At 47.8% G+C, this 19,419-nt stretch carries 16 protein-coding genes and 1 tRNA gene; 11 read left to right on the forward strand and 6 right to left on the reverse strand.

Annotated elements, in window-relative coordinates; translation table 11 throughout:
- Positions 1–52 precede the first annotated feature (52 nt).
- From EJV45_RS06940 to EJV45_RS06965, 6 genes are all read left to right on the forward strand, one after another.
- Positions 53–2,425 (forward strand): FtsX-like permease family protein, encoded by a 2,373-nt coding sequence (locus EJV45_RS06940; RefSeq protein WP_129714939.1) that lies wholly within the window; start codon positions 53–55, stop codon positions 2,423–2,425.
- 39 nt (positions 2,426–2,464) lie between these two features.
- The gene (locus EJV45_RS06945; protein WP_129714940.1) at positions 2,465–4,852 is read left to right on the forward strand and encodes an ABC transporter permease; all 2,388 of its coding nucleotides are present in this window, start codon (positions 2,465–2,467) and stop codon (positions 4,850–4,852) included.
- 51 nt (positions 4,853–4,903) lie between these two features.
- Entirely contained in the window at positions 4,904–7,324 is a 2,421-nt protein-coding gene (locus EJV45_RS06950) for an ABC transporter permease (RefSeq protein ID WP_129714941.1), read from the forward strand.
- Positions 7,325–7,344: 20 nt separating this feature from the next.
- Complete coding sequence (locus tag EJV45_RS06955) at positions 7,345–8,034, forward strand: ABC transporter ATP-binding protein (RefSeq protein ID WP_129714942.1); 690 nt, start codon at positions 7,345–7,347, stop codon at positions 8,032–8,034.
- 90 nt (positions 8,035–8,124) lie between these two features.
- The gene (locus EJV45_RS06960; protein WP_240755220.1) at positions 8,125–8,925 is read left to right on the forward strand and encodes a helical backbone metal receptor; all 801 of its coding nucleotides are present in this window, start codon (positions 8,125–8,127) and stop codon (positions 8,923–8,925) included.
- Positions 8,926–9,026: 101 nt separating this feature from the next.
- Positions 9,027–9,108: transfer RNA gene (locus tag EJV45_RS06965), tRNA-Leu, on the forward strand.
- A gap of 140 nt (positions 9,109–9,248) precedes the next feature.
- Here the strand turns inward: EJV45_RS06965 and EJV45_RS06970 are convergent.
- From EJV45_RS06970 to EJV45_RS06980, 3 genes are all read right to left on the reverse strand, one after another.
- Positions 9,249–9,893 carry a nucleotidyl transferase AbiEii/AbiGii toxin family protein gene (locus EJV45_RS06970; protein ID WP_129714943.1) on the reverse strand — a complete coding sequence of 215 codons (645 nt, stop codon included), beginning with the start codon at positions 9,891–9,893 and terminating at the stop codon, positions 9,249–9,251.
- Positions 9,894–9,895: 2 nt separating this feature from the next.
- On the reverse strand, positions 9,896–10,402 hold the full coding sequence (locus tag EJV45_RS06975; RefSeq protein ID WP_129714944.1) for a plasmid maintenance system antidote protein: 507 nt from the start codon (positions 10,400–10,402) through the stop codon (positions 9,896–9,898).
- Between the two features lie 273 nt (positions 10,403–10,675).
- Entirely contained in the window at positions 10,676–11,131 is a 456-nt protein-coding gene (locus EJV45_RS06980) for a hypothetical protein (RefSeq protein WP_129714945.1), read from the reverse strand.
- 172 nt (positions 11,132–11,303) lie between these two features.
- On the opposite strand from EJV45_RS06980, the gene EJV45_RS06985 reads away from it, so the two are divergent.
- The 5 genes from EJV45_RS06985 (at position 11,304) to EJV45_RS07005 (ending at position 17,223) form a co-directional block, all read left to right on the forward strand.
- A complete protein-coding gene (locus EJV45_RS06985) occupies positions 11,304–12,503 on the forward strand; it encodes a GAF domain-containing sensor histidine kinase (RefSeq protein WP_129714946.1) in 1,200 nt (399 codons plus the stop codon).
- A 162-nt stretch (positions 12,504–12,665) separates the two neighbouring features.
- Positions 12,666–14,015 (forward strand): trigger factor, encoded by a 1,350-nt coding sequence (tig, locus tag EJV45_RS06990; protein ID WP_129714947.1) that lies wholly within the window; start codon positions 12,666–12,668, stop codon positions 14,013–14,015.
- 339 nt (positions 14,016–14,354) lie between these two features.
- Positions 14,355–15,047: an ATP-dependent Clp endopeptidase proteolytic subunit ClpP gene (gene clpP / locus EJV45_RS06995; RefSeq protein ID WP_129714948.1), complete on the forward strand. Its 693-nt coding sequence runs from the start codon at positions 14,355–14,357 to the stop codon at positions 15,045–15,047.
- A complete protein-coding gene (gene clpX / locus EJV45_RS07000; protein WP_129714949.1) occupies positions 15,047–16,285 on the forward strand; it encodes an ATP-dependent Clp protease ATP-binding subunit ClpX in 1,239 nt (412 codons plus the stop codon). Before clpP ends, clpX begins: the two co-directional genes overlap by 1 nt.
- A gap of 74 nt (positions 16,286–16,359) precedes the next feature.
- On the forward strand, positions 16,360–17,223 hold the full coding sequence (locus EJV45_RS07005; protein WP_129714950.1) for an AMP nucleosidase: 864 nt from the start codon (positions 16,360–16,362) through the stop codon (positions 17,221–17,223).
- Positions 17,224–17,231: 8 nt separating this feature from the next.
- Here the strand turns inward: EJV45_RS07005 and EJV45_RS07010 are convergent, their stop codons facing one another.
- The 3 genes from EJV45_RS07010 to EJV45_RS07020 are packed head-to-tail and all read right to left on the reverse strand — an operon-like array spanning position 17,232 to position 19,346.
- Positions 17,232–17,723, reverse strand: a complete 492-nt coding sequence (locus tag EJV45_RS07010; RefSeq protein WP_129714951.1) for a histidine phosphatase family protein — start codon at positions 17,721–17,723, stop codon at positions 17,232–17,234.
- Positions 17,720–18,742, reverse strand: coding sequence for a glycosyltransferase family 9 protein (locus EJV45_RS07015; protein WP_129714952.1), 1,023 nt, complete (start codon positions 18,740–18,742; stop codon positions 17,720–17,722). Before EJV45_RS07015 ends, EJV45_RS07010 begins: the two co-directional genes overlap by 4 nt.
- Before the next feature lies 1 nt (position 18,743).
- On the reverse strand, positions 18,744–19,346 hold the full coding sequence (locus EJV45_RS07020; protein ID WP_129714953.1) for a DUF4254 domain-containing protein: 603 nt from the start codon (positions 19,344–19,346) through the stop codon (positions 18,744–18,746).
- Between the last annotated feature and the right edge of the window lie 73 nt (positions 19,347–19,419).

Raw genomic sequence — 19,419 nt, forward strand, 5'->3', positions numbered from 1 at the left:
CGGCTGAAACTGCATATATAAAAATCCCGCGAGAACGAAACATAGAAACCTCATGTTTAAACTGAATTTGAAAATAGCGCTGCGTAACCTGTGGAAAAATAAGCTGGTTACGACGATCAATATCGGTGGCTTGTCTGTGGCGCTGGCAGCATTTGTACTTATTGTATTATACGTTGGTTACGAAACCGGTTATGACAGCAAACTTCCGCATGTTGAGCGCGTGTACCAGGTTGGAAGAAGTCTGCCGGAAATGAAGACGCCCTACACACCGCCAACGCTGAGTGAAGTAATTAAAAATTCGGTTCCGGAAGTTGAGCTAGTAGGACTGGTGAAGAAGGCCGGTTTTGATTTTGCGGTAAGCAGCGCCCACAATACCTTCTTTACCGCAGATTATACAATGGTTGATTATGATGCAGCCCGTCTCTTCGATCTCCGGCCTGAGGGTGGCCTGAAAAAGCCGGATGGCGAAACCGGCGCTTTATTTTATTTGCCGGGCGCAGCCCTGCAGACGTTATTTCCTGGCAAAAAGGACCACAAACCTGCAATGGTTATACTCGGCAGCAAGTCTGCGGGATTTTCGGGTGCGGTAACCGGGGCAACGCTGGCCAATCCCCATTCGGTGCTGCAATACGACGCCCTGTCGATACAAAATAAACTGGGAGCGGGCGAGGGGTACGGTCATAACAACTACTTTACTTATCTCCGTGTCAAACCGGGAACGGATAGAGCTGCACTGCAGAAAAAGTTAACAATGCTTTACCGCCAGGAGCTTATACGCTCGGGAGCGCATGCGCAGGGCACATCTGTGACCTCGGTGTCGGTCTTTCTTGATCCCCTCGTAAACGCACACCTGAAACCTGCCTGGGGCAGCAACGGTCCATTCAAGATAGTCGTGGCACTTTTTACGCTTGGTCTGCTGATTCTGCTTATTGCCTGCATCAATTTCACAAACCTTAGCATTGCCCAGGCAACTGGCCGTGCAAAAGAAGTCGGTATCAGAAAAGTGATGGGCGCAGCACGGTATAACCTGGCCAGACAGTTTGTAATTGAGATATTTTTACAGTGCCTGCTGGCATCGGTGCTGGGGCTCATTATTGCTGAATTGCTGCTTCCGAAATTTAATGCCGTGTTTCAGGTTCCGCTCGTTATCCGGACGCTGTCAACAGGGCTTGTCTGGCAGTTTCCCCTTATCATTATGTTTATTACGCTCGCCGCCGGCGGATACCCTGCGCTGGTGCTTTCGGGTTTCCGGCCTGCAGCAGTTCTGAAGGGCAACTTTCAGACCTCCCGGGAAACTACCTGGCTTAGAAAAGGTCTGCTGGTATTCCAGTTTGCGGCAGCAGCCGTATTCATCGCTGCGCTGATGATCGTCACTTCCCAATTGCGTTACATGCGTACCGAAGACACTGGTTTTCGCGCTGAACAGGTTATTACGATCAAAAATATGGCGTTCTTCAATGAGCCGCATAAGTTTGCATCCATACGTAATCAGCTGCTCACTATTCCCGGTGTGCGGAGCGCCACCGTGGCTACCGACATTCCTGACGGATCAAAGACCGGCACCGCACGTTACAGTGCTGAGGGCAGGGAAACATCTATCGATTTTGTAAATGTTGATTTTGATTATTTCGAGACCTTATCCATTCCCCTCGTATCAGGAAGAACATTTTCTGAGAAATTCGGCACCGACACGGCGGATGCAGCGATCCTGAATCAAAGCGCGGTAGCAAGGTATGGATTAAATGATCCGATCGGGAAGATCATCCGCGGATGCGAAAAAACTTACCGGATAGTCGGCGTAACCAAAGACCTTAAAGCGCAGGGTTTCGAACATGCCGTTCAGCCAACAATCTATACCATCAATAATCCCTGCAGCAATCCAAAAACACGGATCTTACTTAAAATTGATGCCGCACAGATGTCTGCGGCCATCTCAACCTTAAAAATGCGATGGGCAGACATCAATAAACTGGATGGTGAGCATTTCAGGTATCATTTTCTTGACGAGCTTTACGGGCGTCTTTTCGAAAAACAGGAGCAACTCCAAAAGGTATTTGTTGCAGCCTCAGTACTCACTGTATGTATTGCCATGATGGGGCTGTTCGCCTATGCCCGCTACCTGATCGGCAGCAGAAACAAGGAAATTGCCATCAGGAAGGTACTTGGAGCAGGTAATCTGCAGCTGTTACAGCTACTGAACAGCGGATTTATCGCGCTCGTATTGCTCGCCAACCTGTTGTCCTGGCCTTTGGCTTATCTGCTTGCCCAGGCCTGGCTGGATGGTTTTGCCTACCGCATCTCGATTCCGCTTTATCCATTTTTGTTTGCCGGTGCTGCAACCCTGCTTATAACCATCGTTACCGTTACCGTTCAGGCCTGGCACAGCATGAAAGCAAACCCCGTTGCTGCCTTGAAATACGAATAATCAGAAACAAAAAACTCTTCCTCAATACACCAACAAACCATGTTCAAACTAAATCTCAAAATAGCGCTGCGTAACCTCTGGAAGAACCGCGGCTATACAATTATCAATATTCTCGGCCTTTCTGTCGGGATGGGCTGTTGTCTGCTCATATTTTTGTTTATCCGGTATCAGACCAGTTTTGACCAGGATTTTGCCAACCGGGAGCGTATTTACCGCGTCGTTTCGCAATGGACTTATGCCGAGGGCCAGTTTCATTCTCAGGGAACGCCACGGCCTTTGCCCCGGGCCATTCGCGAAGACCTGCCCGGCCTGGAAAAGGTCGCAGCCATACAGCGCAGCAGTGGAATCATTAAAGTCACCAGGCCTGATGGGCGCGAAAAGCTCAAAGTGAACAGGCAAGTCTTCTATGCTGAACCAGAGCTGTTCGATATTTTTGATTTCCGTTGGGAAAAAGGGAAGTCGGGATTGCTGAACGAGCCAAACACGGTTGTCCTTTCTGATTCGCTTGCACGTACCTTCTTCGGCAGCGCCGATGCAGCAATCGGTCAGTCGATAATTTTTGACCAGACAACGACCCTGAAGGTTGTTGGTGTGCTGGCTACCATCCCACCCAACACATCATTCCCGCTTGAAATCGTCATTTCTTATAAAACGTATAAAAGTCCTGACATGGACAGCTGGGGCTCAGTAACGTCTGCCTCTGAATGTTATGTGCTTTTAAAGCCGGGTGTGTCTGCGGCTTCGCTTGAACAGCCGATCAGACAATTCGTCAAAAAACATTATGACGGCACCGGCCCGGGCAAGGAAAGTCATTCCCTGCAGCCTTTGTCTGATATTCATTATAATACCGAATATGGAAACCTGGCCGGTACGGTTATTCCGAAAAAGGAACTTTACGGTTTGGCGGTTATCGGCCTTTTCCTCATTCTTACTGCATGCATTAACTTTATAAACCTCGCCACCGCCCAGGCGGTAGGCAGGTCAAAAGAAGTAGGCGTAAGAAAGGTAATGGGAAGCCAGCGGAAACAACTGATCGTCCAGTTTCTGACCGAAACGCTGGCCATCACTGTTTTAGCTTTGATCGTTGCCTGCGTGCTTGCAGAACTGGCTATCCCGGGGCTTAACTCGCTTTTCAATGACGATCTTTCGTTCAGCCTGTTCAGTCACCCGGTTATCTTTTTATTTATGTCTGGCCTGGTGCTGCTGGTCAGTTTCCTCGCGGGATTTTACCCCGCACTTGTGATCTCCGGATTCAGCCCGGCACTGGCTATAAAAAATAAGATCAGCAGCACGGCCTCAGGCGGGATGAGCCTGCGGCGGATTCTGGTTGTCGTACAATTTGCCATTACCATTGTATTGATCATCGGCACGCTTGTCATCCTCGAACAGATGCGTTATATCAGAAGCCAGCCGCTTGGTTTTAACTCTCAGGCGGTTGCACTTGTCAGTATCCCGAACGACAGCAGCTCAAGACAGCGCTTTGTAAATCTCCGCGAGCGGGTGCTTAAGCTCCCGGGCGTCACAGCAGTCAGTTTGTGCAGCGCGCCGCCCTCTTCGCAAAATAACAATGAGAGCAGTTTCAGCTACAACAGCACTGAAAATGAATCTTTCCAGGTGAATACAAAATTTGCTGATGAACATTACCAGAGTACCTTCGGGCTTAAGCTGCTGGCGGGGCGGTTTCTTCAACGGGCAGATACGATACGGGAATATGTAGTAAACGAAACGCTGCTCAAAAAACTGAATGTAAAGAACGCCGGCGATGCGCTTGGCAAATACATTACGATGGGAGGAAGGCGCGCACCGATTGTAGGCGTAGTGAAAGACTTCAATAACATGACGCTTCGGGAAACGATTTCTCCAATCCTGCTCGGCAGTCACATCCGTACCTATGAACTTTTGGCCGTTAAGATGGACAGCAGGGCGATTATTGAAGTTATGCCGCTCATAGAAAAGGTGTGGAATGATATGCTGCCGGAATATGTCTACAGCTCGACGTTTATGGATGAGCAGATTTCAGGATATTATGAAAGTGAGCGCATTACCGGCACACTGTTCAAGATATTTGCAGGTGTGATCATCTTTATTTCTTTTATCGGGCTTTTTGGTCTGATCTCTTATGTAGCTACACAGCGAACAAGGGAGCTGGCCATCCGCAAGGTTCTCGGCGCATCGACCACTGAACTGGTTCGCCTGCTGAACAGTTCGTTCATGATCATGGTCTTATGCGCCAACCTGGTTGCCTGGCCGCTCGCCTATATATTCGTGTCGCGCTGGTTGTCGCAATTCAGTTACCGGATTGAGCTCAGCGTCTGGCCATTTTTGCTTGCCATGTTTGTTTCGCTGCTCGTCACGTTCGTCACCGTCTCACTTCGTTCGTTCCGTGCCGCCCGTACAAATGCCATCGACGCTTTAAAATATGAATAAGTACCAGACAGCGATATAACCTATACTCAAGGACTTCCAATAGACTCTGTTATGTTAAGACTTAACCTGCGCATTGCGCTAAGAAATCTGTTAAAAAATAAGGCGTACGCGGCAATCAATGTTTTGGGACTTACGCTTGGTCTCACGGCATTCATCCTGTTGCTGCTGTATATTGACCACGAGCGCAGCTACGACCAGTGGTCACCTGATCTGAAAAATGTTTACCAGGTGCGTGAACGTCACGATTTTGCCACGCCAGACAATAGGGAGCACTGGCAGGACATTGTCGACAGCAGGGCAGCGATGTTGCTCCAGGAAAAAGTACCGGCGGTGCTGGCGGCTACACGTGTAGACAGTGACTGGGGCGGCGATGGTTTTTCTGTTCGTCCGGGAGATGGGCAGCCGCGCATGATTAAAGGCATGCGCGATGCCGACCGCAACTTTTTCAGCGTTTTCTCTTATAAGTTTTTGTACGGCGATCCTGCCGGCGCGATAGATAAACCAGGTACGACCGTGCTGACCCGAAGCCTGGCTATAAAACTTTTCGGAACTGACCGCGCGCTCGGTAAAACAATCCGGGTTTTCAGGTGGCGAACTGATCCAGGCCACGTGCTGGCCGTTACAGGTATAATCGAGGAGCCAACAGGTCCGAAAAGCCTCGACATATCAGGTATCATGCACACGGGCGATAGGGATAAAGATCCTGCGCAGCTGGCAGCAAGCCGTTATTGCACCGTTTATGCGCGCTTAACCGGCGCGACAGATACGGCGGCTTTGAAAACAAATGTGGACCGTATTTACCTGGAACACCGGAAGCGGATGTTTTCTGCCCGGAAAATTTCCTGGAAGGAATATACTGCAAAAGGCAATTATGCAGGAATGCGCCTGCTGCCGGTAGGCGATGTGCACGCAAATCCGCCATTTGGCGAAAACTGGATAGACCGGCTCAGACCGGTACTGCTGATCTCTGCATTTCTGTTTATTATATCTGTGATCAACTTCGTTAATCTGGCCACGGCTCAATCTGTTCAGCGCGCGAAAGAAGTTGGCGTAAAAAAGGTTTTGGGTGTCCATAAAAAGCAGCTCGTGTTCCAGTTTTTGTGTGAGGCGGGTCTTCAGGCATTATTATCCCTGTTTGCGTGCATCGCGCTTATAGAGCTCGTTCTGCCTGCCTTCAATGCACATTTTAATGTGAATCTGAACTTCTGGCAGCATCCGGATATCGTGTCGCTCGCTTTGCAGCTTATCATAGTGTTTATCCTTGTAACGCTGATAGCGGGAATTTACCCGGCATTGGTTCTGGCTGGATATCACCCGGTCAGGGTCCTGAAGGGAAGTTATGAACATGGCCTGCGCGGACTACGGCTGCGGAATGCGCTGATTGTTTTCCAGTTTGTCATTTCTGTGATCTTTATCATTGCAGTTGGCGTTATGCAGATGCAGGCTAATTTTATTTCCAACCGGGATCTGGGTTTTGACAAGGACAAACTCATTAATCTGCATACAAATTATGCGGAAGACTTCGCCGTCCGGCTGCGCAGGTTACCGGGCGTTGCTTCTGTTTCTACCACGACTCAGGTCATGGGAAATGCTTTTAACGTTCCGGCAGAAATTGTGTACCGTGGCAAAAAGATCAGTCTGAGCACGGTGACAGTAAGTATGGACGCCCTCAGCACGCTGCAGGTACAGCTGCGTCAGGGCCGTCTTTTTTCCAGAGCGTATAAACAGGATACCATCAATTCAGTGGTGCTGAACGAAAGCGCTGCCAGATTGCTGGGCAGAAATGTGGTAGGGGAGCAATATGATATCCTGGGAGAAAACCAAAAGAACAGTTTCAGCATTATTGGCGTGATCAAAGATTACCACTACGACGGACTGGACAAAGCTGTTCTGCCTACTGTCTACAAGGTTACACAGCTGGGAGGGACCTCGTCAACGAACAACCTGCTTGTCCGGATCTCGGGGAACAATGAAAAGGCAGTGATGGCAGCTATCAATGATGAATGGAAAAAGATGTATCCGGACTTTCCGATGCAGTCTGTGCCGGTTGCCCAATCAGTTGAAAAAGCGATGGAAGAAAACATGCGGCTCAAAAATCTGACGCTTGTGTTCAGCGGCCTGTCTGTCATGCTTTCGCTTCTCGGACTGTTTGCCTTATCCACGTTTACGGCGAAACGCCGCACCCGGGAAATTGCTGTAAGAAAAGTGCTCGGCGCGTCAGATCTGCAGATCATATCCATGCTGAACCGCTCGTTCATTCTCCTGGTTGCGCTGGCGAACCTGATCGCCTGGCCGGTAGCTTATCTGCTTACAAGAAAATGGCTTGACAATTATGCCTATCGCATCGAGATGCCGCTGCTGCCATTTGTCTGTGCTACCGTCATTTCTATTTTGATCTGTCTGATCACCGTCAGCATTCAGGCAGGCCGCGCAGCGCAGGCTGACCCGGTAAAATCCTTAAAGTACGAATAATACCTCTGAACTAATCTGATATGATCGAACTGACTAATATTGAAAAATACCACGCCAATAAAGGGGTGAAACATTATGTACTGCGACATGTTACTGCAAAGATCAATGCAGGCGAGTTTGTTTCAGTGATGGGGCCTTCGGGAGCGGGTAAATCGACCCTGCTGAATATACTGGGTATGCTTGAAGAACCTACCTATGGCAGCTACCGGTTTATGGGTGAAGATGTTACTTCGTTAAACGAAAGGAAGCGGATTGAACTGTACAGAAACCACATTGGTTTTGTATTTCAGGCCTATCACCTGATCGATGAGATGACCGTACAGGAAAACATCGAGGCGCCGCTGATGTATAAAAAGGTGCCGTCTGCCGAACGCAAAAGCCGGGTCGCAGACATGCTTGACCGTTTTAATATGGTTGCAAAAAAAGATCTTTTTCCAAATCAACTAAGCGGCGGCCAGCAGCAGCTGGTTGGAATAGCAAGGGCTCTGGTTGCCCAGCCAGGCCTGATCCTGGCAGACGAGCCTACGGGCAATCTGCAGTCTGTTCAGGCGGCCGAAATTATGGATCTGTTCCGTAAACTGAATAAAGAAGAGGGGATTACGATCATACAGGTAACGCATTCCGAAAAGAACGCTGAATACGGGAACCGGATTCTGACCATCGAAGATGGTGTTGTCAAAGATGACCAGGTATTGAGCGCACTGATCTAGCAGATCTGGATTGTTATTCTGGTTCTTCAGACGCCTGCATGATGATCATGATAGCCTGCAAAACCATGCAGTTTTGTAACTTGCGCGCTCATGATGATCAGAAGTTTTACCGATCAGCTCGGCCGGCAGGTCGATGTTCCCTTTCCGCCGCGAAAAATCGTCTCGGTTGTTCCATCAATCACCGAACTACTTTTCGATATCGGCCTTGATGAGGAAGTTGCCGGTGTGACGAAGTTTTGTATCCACCCGATCGGGAAGTTTGCCGGGAGACCAAAGGTCGGTGGTACGAAGAAGCTTGACCTGGCTCTGATCAGTGCCATTGAACCGGATCTCATCATTGCAAATAGAGAAGAAAACACCCGTTCAGATATCGAAGCACTTGCTGCACGCTTTCCGGTTTGGGTGAGCGATATTGATACGGTGGATGAAAGTCTTCATGCAATCGGCGAGATTGGCAGCCTGGTAGACCGGCAGCCTGAGGCCGCTTACCTTGTGCATCTTATTTCTGCAGGGTACAGGGATCTTTCGCTGCTGGCGGCAGAGCACCGCCTGCATATCAACACGCTTTACCTGATCTGGCGAAAACCCTGGATGGCTGCGGGAAAAGATACATTTATCGATTCGGTCATGATGCACAACGGCTTGTATAACGCGGTTGCAGAAACGCGCTACCCGGCGCTCGCTGTCGCAGATCTTCAGCGGATCGATCCGGAGCTTGTGCTGCTTTCCTCAGAACCGTTTCCTTTTGGCGAGGTGCACGTAGCGGAACTTCAACAGATTTTGCCGCGTGCGCGCATCATGCTCGTTGACGGCGAAATGTTCAGCTGGTACGGAAGCCGGATGGTTAAAGCCGTGCAGTATTTTTTCGAATGGCAGAAACAACTCGGGTAAATTTAAGTGCCTGATAATCTTATAACAACAAGATATATTAAAGTTTTTTTTTTGAAAAGCGCATTCAACTGCTATCTTTGCAGTCCGAAACAATCCTAACTGCGGAAGTGGCGTAATTGGTAGCCGCACCAGACTTAGGATCTGGCGCTTCACGGCGTGGGGGTTCGAGTCCCTTCTTCCGCACATGTTTTGATATCCTGGCCGCACCGGCCGGGATTTTTTTTGCGCTGTTTTTTGGTAGTCGGCGCAGGGCGGGAAAGTCAAAAGTGGAACGTAGAAAGAAAAGGATCGAGGGCATTTTCGCAAAGAATTGCGATGGAGAGCTAATGATCGCCGGAGAGTGCTAAGCCAAAGTCATCTTTGATGAAAAGCCATTGTTTCCCCCGCAGGCAAATAGGATCGAAATCTGTATCTGCAGTCTGAAAGTCTGTGAAGTTTTGTAAAATCAGGCTTTCGTCGTGTGTCCATTCGGATCGTTGCCGATGCAATTCAATCATTTCGCTGATCGTATAACGTTCAAGTAACTCGTGCAGGTCCCAGAAATCTTTCTTTCGCCCTCCGCGTTGAACGATATCAACTTTCATTGCTATGATTTCTTCCAGACTGGCCATCCTGATACCCTCAGACACGACGGCCGGTCGAAAGAAAGGGTCCATGGCATAATACAAATCAAGTTTTATCATTTTGCAAGCTTCGCGCCCGATCAGATATGATTTACCAAGTCCCGGATTTACGCCAAAATCACTTTCTATGTATTCAAAAGTATTTTTCAGGAAATGGTCTATGCTATCAAAATTGACAGAACGATAAGGTGCATCTGTAAACAGGTCGATGTCGATTGAAATTCTGTGGCCTAACTGCAGGCTTAATGCAGTGCCGCCAACCAGCCTGAATTCAGCCAGTTCTGAAGCCCCCATCAGCTTCATTAAACTGTATCGCAGGTCATCGTTAACTGTATTCCAAAACATAGTTAAGACTTTCTACCTGGTTTTTCAACCGTGATACGGTTCCCGCCCAGTTCGCTTTCCCCGGTAACTTCTCTGATTTTATCACTTCCGTAGTACTGCAAAATGGCTTCCTTTTCAGCCTCATTTCCTCTTTCAAACACGCGCTGTATAATCGCCTTGTACTGAGCCGCCCAATCCAGTTTCGTTATATCCGTGTCCCAGAATAAAGCCTTCCTGAATACACTGAGCTCAGGATGGTCCCGAACTTCCATTCTGATTTTTTCCTGGGTAATTGCCCAGTATGCTTGTAGAACAAGCATGGTGCCGTCCTCATAACCAAGTGCGCGGTCGATTTTTAAAGAAATCTCAGGAGTTAAGCTTCTCTTACCTTTTGTGATAGCAGAAATTGTTTGCGGATATTCTGGTAAAGAAAGCGCAAACGGCCCCTTTCTTATTTTACGCCTTTTAAGCTCCCGGTCCAGGATCAGGCCCGGATGAATACCTTTGAATTTTTTCAGCGTCTCTTCCATGTATCAAATATAAACAAATTTGTTTATTTATACTTGTTTATTTCATGGTTGTAAGGCTAAGCTGAATAGTATAAGGCAGAATGTAAAAATGGCTACGCTCAGGTCGCTTCTTTTTGTTAAAAAGCAGGAGCTCCTGCGGCGGTGAGCGGCCCGATACCACAGCTCACATGTATTGGATAGCGTGGGGCTATAGACTTTCGTAAAAACTTACACCGGACAACAATGACTCATCATCCTTGATGCAGAAACCAACAATTAAACCACTCAAATTTTCTAGCTCTTCCTGCCTGACAGCCTGATCGCGCCAATAACCAGGTTAAGCAGTAGCAAAGCCTGACCGGCAATAAATACGATGGTTAGCAAGAAAAAAACTTTGTTGTCCGCCGCAGGCGTAATGAAGGCTTCCTCGCTATTGAAACCGCCTATTCTTCCCAGTACATAGATAACCGGAACAAGCGTTAAAAGCAGGTGCGCAACTGCAAGCCGGTTCAAAAATGGCGTGCGGCCGTTTATCCGGTACACAAGACAGCAAAGAAGCAGGTAAAGGCCCGTTGCATGATAAAATGTTCGCTTGGAAAGAATGTGATAAGTGTCAAACATGTTCACATCAAACGCTGCCTTACGCGGAATGAAAAATGAGAGGGCGAGAATAGAGAGGCCGGCGATCAGGATGATCCTGAGCATTTTTTTTCCAAGCGGCGAGGACGTAAAAGTTACCTTTTCTTTCATAAGAATATTCAGCCGGAAAGATACTGTTAAAGAAAAAATTTAAGCCATACCCTGCGGCTTTTTCATTTATTTGTTGCGTATTTCTGACAGGCAGCCGGGAATGTGAAATTACGGAAAAGCAGATATGCAGGAAAAATACTAGATTTGACCAAGCCCTAATAAAAATACATCCATGGAAGACAACAATCCAATCCCCGAGCGGGAAAACGAACGTCTGTTGAGCCTCGCCGAGCTTGATCTTGATTACTCCGGTCTTAAGGAAAACTTCAAAGATCTTACTGAACTTGCTGCCCGGGTTGCCGGCACCGAGATATCCCTGATCAATTTGATCGATTCATACACACAGTGGAGTATAGCCGGTCATGGTCTTGAAATAGACCAGATGCCGCGCGAAGACTCAGTTTGTCAGCACACCATTATGGGCGAGCGCTCGTTTGAGGTTCCCGATCTGTCTAAAGACCCGAGATTTGCCGATAAGTTTTATGTAAGCGGACCGCTTGAACTGCGTTATTATTTCGGGCTGCCGCTTGAAGTCGAGCCGGGAAAAGCTGTAGGCGCCCTGTGTGTACTCGACAGCCGCAAACAGGAACTCGACCCCGAAAAGGTCTCCCTGCTGCAGATCATTGCCAATGAAATAGTAAACCGCCTCAAATCTTATAAAGCAATCTATGACCTCAAAGAACAGGTTAAAAAGGTAGATGAAACGCGAAAGAAGGTTGCGCATGATATTCGCGGGCCGCTTGCAGGCATAATCGGGCTGTCAGAAATTATCAGTCAGCAGGGACAGGCAAACAAACTTGATGAGGTTCTTGATTTCATATCAATGATCCATAAAAGCAGTAAATCGCTGCTTGACCTTGCCGATGAAATACTTTCAGACGAGCAGAGTAAGAGCCGTTCGGGCGATCAGTATTTTAACATGCTCGTGCTTAAGGAAAAACTGCTCCGGTTATATGCCCCCCAGGCGCACGGAAAAAATATCGAACTGGAAATGCACATCAACCCTGAACGCGCATCGATCCCGTTTCCAAAGCCTAAACTTATGCAGGTAACCGGTAACCTGATTTCTAATGCCATAAAATTTACGCCCTCCGGCGGAAAAATTACAATCGATCTGGATCTCTTATCAGATGTAGGCAGCCAAAAGCTGAAAATCCTGGTCATTGATACGGGTGAGGGTATGGAGCAGAAATTGATAGACGACATCATGCAGGGAACGGTACAAAGCCGTACAGGTACCTCAGGTGAGAAAGGATACGGCTTCGGCTTATCGCTCGTAAAACATCTTATTGACCAGCAGAAAGGACAGCTTAAAATCAGTTCTGTAAGGGGGCAGGGCTCAAGGTTTGAGGTGATCCTTCCGCTCGAGTAACCCGCGAAGGTGGCGTACGGGCGCGTCCTTAAATTCGTTGTGTTCTTCGTTTAGCTGAATTTTTTTTATACTTTTGCAACCCAATAAAATAGCCCCTCAAAGCGCTGATTTCCGGAAGGAAAGTAAGCGGGGGACTTGAAAAACAAAAAAGACTTCAACAGAATGAATATCACACAGGAAAAGCAAGGCAACCTTGGTGCGATCGTAAAGATCAAGATCACACCTGAAGATTACACCCAACGCGTAGATAAAGCGGTTAAAGAGCAGGCAAAAAAAGCCAATCTTCCCGGTTTTCGTAAAGGAATGGTTCCGCCGGCACATATCAAAAGAATGTATGGCAAAAGCATCCTGGTAGATGAGATCAATAACTTATTGAACGATACACTGAACGAATACATTGGTGAACAAAAGCTCGAAATTCTTGGTCAGCCTCTTCCTAAAATGGACGATACCAAAGAATTTAATTGGGATGGCAATGATGAGTTCGAATTTGACTATGAGCTGGGTCTGGCTCCGGCTCTGAATGTTGAGATTACATCAGAAGACAAGTTCACTGGTTATGTAGTGAAAGCTGATCAGGAAACGCTTGACGGCCGTATCAAAAACATCCGTAAAAGCTACGGCAAAATGACCAACCCGGAAGTGGCGGAAGAAGGCGATGTACTTTGGGCAGAGCTGACACAACTTTCGCCAGACGGTTCAGTATTTGAAGGTGGTATCAGCAATACCGCGTCGATCCGTCTCGACCTGATTCTGGATCAGGAAATCCTGAAATCGCTCGTGGGCCTGAAAAAAGATGACGAGGTAAAGGTTGATCTGAAGAAAGCTTTCGAAGACGATGCACATCTTGCAAAAGTGCTGAACATCAGCGAAGATGATGCTAAGGAACTTAAATCAGACTTTAGAATCACTGTTAAAAATGTAAATCGTCTTGAAGAAGCTGATCTGAACCAGGAGTTTTTTGACAAGCTTTTCGGTGAGGGTACCGTAACTGACGAAGCCGGCTTTGTAGCAAAAATTACAGAGGAAGTTGAGGGCATGTTCAAACAGGATGCTGATCGTCAGCTTTCAAACGAGATCTACGAAAAACTGCTTCAAAAATATACACTCGAACTTCCGGATGAATTTTTGCGCCGGTGGTTAAAAGCTACCAACGAAAAACTGACTGACGAGGAGCTGGAGCAGGGTTATGACGATTTTGCAAAAAATCTTCGCTGGACACTGATCGAAAACAAGATCATGAAAGATAACAACATCGAGATCAAATACGAAGATGTTTTCAAAACAGCGAAAGAACGTCTGGATACGCAGTTCCGCATGTACAGTCCGAGCCCGATGCCTGAAGATCAGCTTGCTCAATACACCGTACAGTTCCTGCAGGATAAAGAGAATGCGAACCGGATTTTCGAAGAAGTAAAGGCCATCAAAACGTTTGATTATATCAAATCGGTAGCAACAATAGACGAGCAGGAGATCGACTATAAAAAGTTCAGCGAACTTAATAAAGCGTAGTCTTTGACAGGTTTATTTTAGCTTACTGACCGTTTGTCAGTAACGTGGTAGATCACAAATAAAAAAAGAGCAGCCTACACGCTGCTCTTTTTGTAAACAAAACCTGGATCGGCTGTTCAAAATATTCATTATCTGCTGATTGAGCGTGGAAATTTTAGTTAGGAACGCCAGCGTTGTCCTTCGGTTTCTTTCCTGCAGATTGAATAAGTTTTATAATCTGGAATATTTGGATAAATTGGCACGTAAATTAACCGTATCGGTTATAGTTATTAAAACGTATCAAACGCCCTGGATTGGCCGGCTCACAGGAGCGGTTGTCAGGGCCCAAATCAACATCACATGAACATAGACGCTAAAGAATTTAGAAAATTCGCCGTTAAGCACCAGGGTATTGGTGGTTTACACGTTGATAAATTTATTGCTCAGGCAAACCTTTCGCCGCAATCAATGACGCCTTATATTATTGAAGAACGTCAGCTGAATGTAGCCCAGATGGATGTGTTCTCAAGGCTGATGATGGATCGCATCATCTTTCTTGGCGACGCAATTTATGACCAGAATGCCAACATTATTCAGGCCCAGTTGTTGTTCCTTCAGTCGGCTGATGCGGAGAGGGATATTCAGATCTATATTAACTCTCCGGGCGGATCGGTGTATGCCGGTCTTGGTATTTATGACACCATGCAATACATTCAGCCTGATGTTGCAACCATCTGTACAGGTATGGCCGCATCGATGGGTGCAGTTTTACTGGTGGCAGGAGCAAAAGGAAAACGCGCAGCCCTGCCGCACTCGCGTGTCATGATTCACCAGCCTTCAGGCGGTGCCCAGGGTGTCGCTACAGATATGGAGATCAACCTGCGCGAAATGCTTAAATTGAAAAAAGAATTGTACGATATCATCTCAGAACACTCAGGACAGACCTACGAATGGGTAGAGAAGGCCTCTGATCGCGACTACTGGATGACGGCTGAAGAAGCCAAAGGCATGGGTATGGTCGATGAGGTTCTGAGCCGAAACGATAAGAAATAATGGCCAAAAGTTCAAAAGACATACGCTGCTCGTTCTGCGGCTCCGGTAAACAGGATACCTTAATGCTTATTGAGGGGCTTGATGCACACATCTGCGATAAGTGTGTTTCGCAGGCGCATCAGCTTGTTATGCAGGAAATGGGTAATAAAAAGTCGGCGGCTGCGCAGCAGACGCTCACATTGTTAAAGCCCCTTGAAATCAAAAAACACCTTGACCAGTATGTAATCGGTCAGGACGATGCCAAGAAAGTGCTGGCTGTAGCGGTTTATAACCATTACAAACGCCTTAACCAGAAAGTGGACCAGGATGAGGTGGAGATTGAAAAATCGAATATCATGTTGGTGGGCGAGACCGGAACTGGAAAAACACTGCTGGCAAAAACCATAGCAAAGATCTTGCATGTGCCTTTCTGTATCTGCGATGCGACGGTTCTGACCGAAGCGGGATATGTGGGCGAAGACGTGGAAAGTATCTTGACCAGGCTTTTGCAGGCGGCAGATTATGATGTGGCGGCAGCAGAACGTGGTATCGTCTATATTGACGAAGTCGATAAGGTTGCCCGTAAGAGTGATAATCCCTCAATTACCCGCGACGTGTCGGGTGAGGGTGTTCAACAGGCACTGCTGAAGATTCTGGAGGGAACTGTTGTAAACGTACCACCTCAGGGCGGGCGTAAACATCCCGATCAGAAAATGATTGCCGTAAACACCAATAATATCCTGTTTATATGCGGCGGTGCATTTGACGGCATTGAACGCAAAATTGCAAGCCGTTTGCGTACGCAGGCGGTGGGATATAAGGTTAAGCGCGACGAAGCTGAACTGGACCTGAAGAACCTGTACAAGTATATCACCCCGCAGGATCTGAAGTCTTTCGGGCTGATTCCCGAGCTCATAGGCCGTATCCCGGTGTTATCACACCTGAACCCGCTTGATAAGCAGGCACTGCGCAACATCCTTACAGAGCCGAAAAACTCGCTGGTAAGGCAGTATGTTAAGCTGTTTGCTTATGAAAACGTCGGACTCGTATTCGAAGATGAAGTGCTTGACTTTATTGTTGATAAGGCAATGGAATACAAGCTGGGTGCAAGGGGATTACGTTCAATCTGCGAAGCGATCATGCTTGACGCCATGTTCGACGTACCGTCTGATGATGGAACGAGCGAGCTGAGAATTGACCTGGACTACGCCAGAGAAAAGTTTGAAAAAGCAGATTTCAAAAAATTGAAGGCTGCATAAAATGAAAGTCCCCGGTCACAGCCGGGGATTTTTTTTAGCGCGGCATTTATAATCAGATAATAAGGAGAATATATATGAACGAAGAAAAAGATGTAAAAAAGGATGAGGAAATTGTCAAAAATGCAAAAAAGGTAAAAGAAGTTGAATCTCCGGTTAAGCCGGGCTTGAAGTCAAAAAATGAGATCGTCACGAACTGGCTCCCGCGATATACGGGCAGACCACTGGCAGATTTCGGAGAATACATTCTGCTTACGAATTTCAGCAAGTACCTGCAAATGTTTAGCGAATGGCATGACAACGCGCCAATCATGGGCCTTGATAAGCCGATGCAAAGCGTAACCGCAAACGGCATAACCATCATCAATTTCGGCATGGGAAGCCCGTTGGCTGCGACAATGATGGACCTGCTGACTGCAATTATGCCCAAAGCCTGCCTGTTTTTAGGCAAATGCGGCGGACTCAAGAAAAAGAATCAACTCGGCGATCTGATCCTGCCGATTGCCGCCATCAGGGGCGAAGGAACGTCGAATGATTATTTACCCGCAGAAGTACCTGCATTGCCTTCATTTGCGCTGCAAAAGGCAATTTCGACAACCATTAGAGATTATGGCCGTGATTACTGGACCGGTACCTGTTATACCACCAACAGAAGGGTTTGGGAACACGATCGCGAGTTTAAAAAATATCTTAAATCTTTGCGTGCCATGGCGGTAGACATGGAAACGGCAACCATCTTTACAACAGGTTTTGCGAACAAAATACCAACCGGCGCGCTGCTGCTGGTCTCAGACCAGCCCATGATTCCCGAAGGTGTAAAAACGGCAGAAAGCGACAGTTCGGTAACCGAAAAATTTGTTGAAACGCACCTGCGCATCGGCATCGATTCGCTAAAGCAAATGATTAATAACGGGCTTACCGTTAAACACCTTCAGTTTTAGCTCTGTTCTCAGGTCAGGCCGGGCTCGTCTGTAAAGATCATCCGGCCGGTGCCTTTTGAGATCAGCTTCCAGTCATCAAACGGGAAAGAGATCAGAACCGCGCCGGCTGTTGGTATATTGTAAATTCCGGCGTCGCTCAGGTAATTAGCAAGTTCGGTCAGTCCCGGATTATGACCAACCAGTACGATATGACTTGTTTTGTGGTTAAACGCATTCACGACCCGGAGCAGTGTTGAAACAGAAGCCTCATATACACTTGGAAGTTGACCGATAGAAGCCGGATCAAACCCCAGCGCTTCAGCCAGGAGAATAGCTGTATCGAGCGCTCGCCGCGCCGGGCTGCTAAATACCTGCAAGCCTGGAATATTTAGTGCCAGGATTTTTCCCGCCATTACCCGCACTTCTTCTCTGCCCTGAGCTGTGAGCGCGCGGTCAAAGTCGTCCTGCCCCGGCTTATGTGAAGCTTCGCCGTGTCGCAGCAGTAAAATTTGCTTGTTCATGATTCAAGTTTTTGCTGTACCCTGGCAATTATTTCTCCCGGGGTAATCAGTTCGATACAGGGGATATCCCCGCAATAACAGGGCCGGTTGCCATAGATGGAGTTTGGCCGGGCGGGGTGTTCGGGTTGAATGCAATCCTCGAAGTTCTGCCCGTAGCCCAGAAAACCTGCATAAGGATGTGTTGGCCCCCAGACAGACAGTACAGGAATTCCACACAAGGATGCCATATGCATGCCAGACGAATCCATGCTGAGCATAAGGTCAAGGTTTGATATAATTGCGAGTTCTTCGCTGAGTGTGAACCTGCCAATCGTATTGTCAACGCCAGCGTAATTTTCAGCCCAGATTTGAGCCTGTCGTTTTTCGCTCGCCCCACCGCCAAAAATAACAAGCCGGTAGCCCGCCTGGTTCAGGCCGGAAATCACTTCAGTCATCTTTTCTGTCGGATAGATCTTGAAGCTGTGCTGCGCAAATGGCGCAATGCCAATCAGTTTCGCTTTCTGACTTGTCTCAAAGCCGCCGGGCAGTGTTTGCCTGTGTGGTTGCAGCGCATGAGACAGTTGGATATCGAGACCCAGTTTTCTGAATACATCTGCATAACGTTCGGTTGTATGTTTCAGTGGTACCAGCTTCTTGTTTTTTCTTCTCGTCAGCGCTTTCTTTTCTCTTCGTCCCTTGTCTATCCGCGCAATTCGTATACCGGATAACCGCAAAAGCAACGAAACCGTACGGCTCCTGATGTTGTCATGCAGATCCGCAACCGCCCCGGGTTTATAATTTCGCAGTTCAGCTGCGAGCTTCTGAAGTCCGCCGATGCCCTTATGCAGATCGTTTGGCTTTAGCGCATGAAACTGAACGCCCGGATTGTCCGCAAAAAAAGGTGCGAATGCCGGCCGGCTCACCATAACCAATTTCGTTTCCGGGTGTTGCCTGTAAAACTCACGCAAAACCGAGGCGACCATAGCCACATCGCCCATGGCAGAGAAACGAAGTATGACGATTGTAGCAGGCTGCTGCATATCAGGCTTGCTTGTACAGCACCGGGTTTAGATTCGGGTCGTTGTACATTTTCATCTGCTTGTAGACTTTCATGTATTTGCGTCCGGCAGCGATATCTTCGAGCAGTTCATCGATGCTTTGTGACAGATCTTGTCGTTGCTGAAGGAGCACGGCCAGTTTGCCGCTGCAAGCCTCCCGATGCGCCTCATCTGCGTCGAAGCGTTCGGCTTCTTCCCGCATATGATGAATCTTCAGTGCCAGGATGGAAAGCCGGTCGATTGCCCAGGCCGGGCTTTCTGTATTGATGCGGGCATCCGGCAAAGCCGTAATTTCTTTATACTGCTGCAAAAAGTAGCTGTCTATAAACTCAACCATGTCTGTTCTGATCTGGTTCTGTGCATCGATACGGCGCTTCCACCCAAGGCCTTCGACAGGGTCAATAGAGGGGTTACGTACCACGTCTTCCATGTGCCATTGAGCGGTGTCTATCCAGTTCTTTGCGTATAACAGGTGTTCCAGCGCCTGCGGCGGATATGGATTGTTTACCGCGTGGTCAATGTCATCGAACTGATGGTAATCACTGATGGCACGGTCAAAGACCTCGTTGCAAAGTTGACTGATCATACGGCAAAAGTAAGAAAATTGCGTGCATCATGCCAATTTATACGATCAGGCGTGCGTTTGGCGTATTTAAATT

It is taken from the genome of Pedobacter sp. SYP-B3415 (assembly GCF_004138205.1).
In the GTDB taxonomy this organism is placed as follows: Bacteria; Bacteroidota; Bacteroidia; order Sphingobacteriales; family Sphingobacteriaceae; genus Pedobacter.

What these genes read in the sequence shown, in the direction of transcription:
- clpP (WP_129714948.1), top strand. Translation starts at nt 14,355, where the DNA reads ATGAACATAGACGCTAAAGAATTTAGAAAATTCGCCGTTAAGCACCAG.
- EJV45_RS06985 (WP_129714946.1), top strand. Translation starts at nt 11,304, where the DNA reads ATGGAAGACAACAATCCAATCCCCGAGCGGGAAAACGAACGTCTGTTG.
- EJV45_RS07005 (WP_129714950.1), top strand. Translation starts at nt 16,360, where the DNA reads ATGAACGAAGAAAAAGATGTAAAAAAGGATGAGGAAATTGTCAAAAAT.
- EJV45_RS06960 (WP_240755220.1), top strand. Translation starts at nt 8,125, where the DNA reads ATGATGATCAGAAGTTTTACCGATCAGCTCGGCCGGCAGGTCGATGTT.
- EJV45_RS06940 (WP_129714939.1), top strand. Translation starts at nt 53, where the DNA reads ATGTTTAAACTGAATTTGAAAATAGCGCTGCGTAACCTGTGGAAAAAT.
- EJV45_RS06945 (WP_129714940.1), top strand. Translation starts at nt 2,465, where the DNA reads ATGTTCAAACTAAATCTCAAAATAGCGCTGCGTAACCTCTGGAAGAAC.
- EJV45_RS06955 (WP_129714942.1), top strand. Translation starts at nt 7,345, where the DNA reads ATGATCGAACTGACTAATATTGAAAAATACCACGCCAATAAAGGGGTG.
- EJV45_RS06980 (WP_129714945.1), bottom strand. Translation starts at nt 11,131, where the DNA reads ATGAAAGAAAAGGTAACTTTTACGTCCTCGCCGCTTGGAAAAAAAATG.
- tig (WP_129714947.1), top strand. Translation starts at nt 12,666, where the DNA reads ATGAATATCACACAGGAAAAGCAAGGCAACCTTGGTGCGATCGTAAAG.
- EJV45_RS06970 (WP_129714943.1), bottom strand. Translation starts at nt 9,893, where the DNA reads ATGTTTTGGAATACAGTTAACGATGACCTGCGATACAGTTTAATGAAG.
- EJV45_RS06975 (WP_129714944.1), bottom strand. Translation starts at nt 10,402, where the DNA reads ATGGAAGAGACGCTGAAAAAATTCAAAGGTATTCATCCGGGCCTGATC.
- EJV45_RS06950 (WP_129714941.1), top strand. Translation starts at nt 4,904, where the DNA reads ATGTTAAGACTTAACCTGCGCATTGCGCTAAGAAATCTGTTAAAAAAT.
- EJV45_RS07020 (WP_129714953.1), bottom strand. Translation starts at nt 19,346, where the DNA reads ATGATCAGTCAACTTTGCAACGAGGTCTTTGACCGTGCCATCAGTGAT.
- EJV45_RS07015 (WP_129714952.1), bottom strand. Translation starts at nt 18,742, where the DNA reads ATGCAGCAGCCTGCTACAATCGTCATACTTCGTTTCTCTGCCATGGGC.
- clpX (WP_129714949.1), top strand. Translation starts at nt 15,047, where the DNA reads ATGGCCAAAAGTTCAAAAGACATACGCTGCTCGTTCTGCGGCTCCGGT.
- EJV45_RS07010 (WP_129714951.1), bottom strand. Translation starts at nt 17,723, where the DNA reads ATGAACAAGCAAATTTTACTGCTGCGACACGGCGAAGCTTCACATAAG.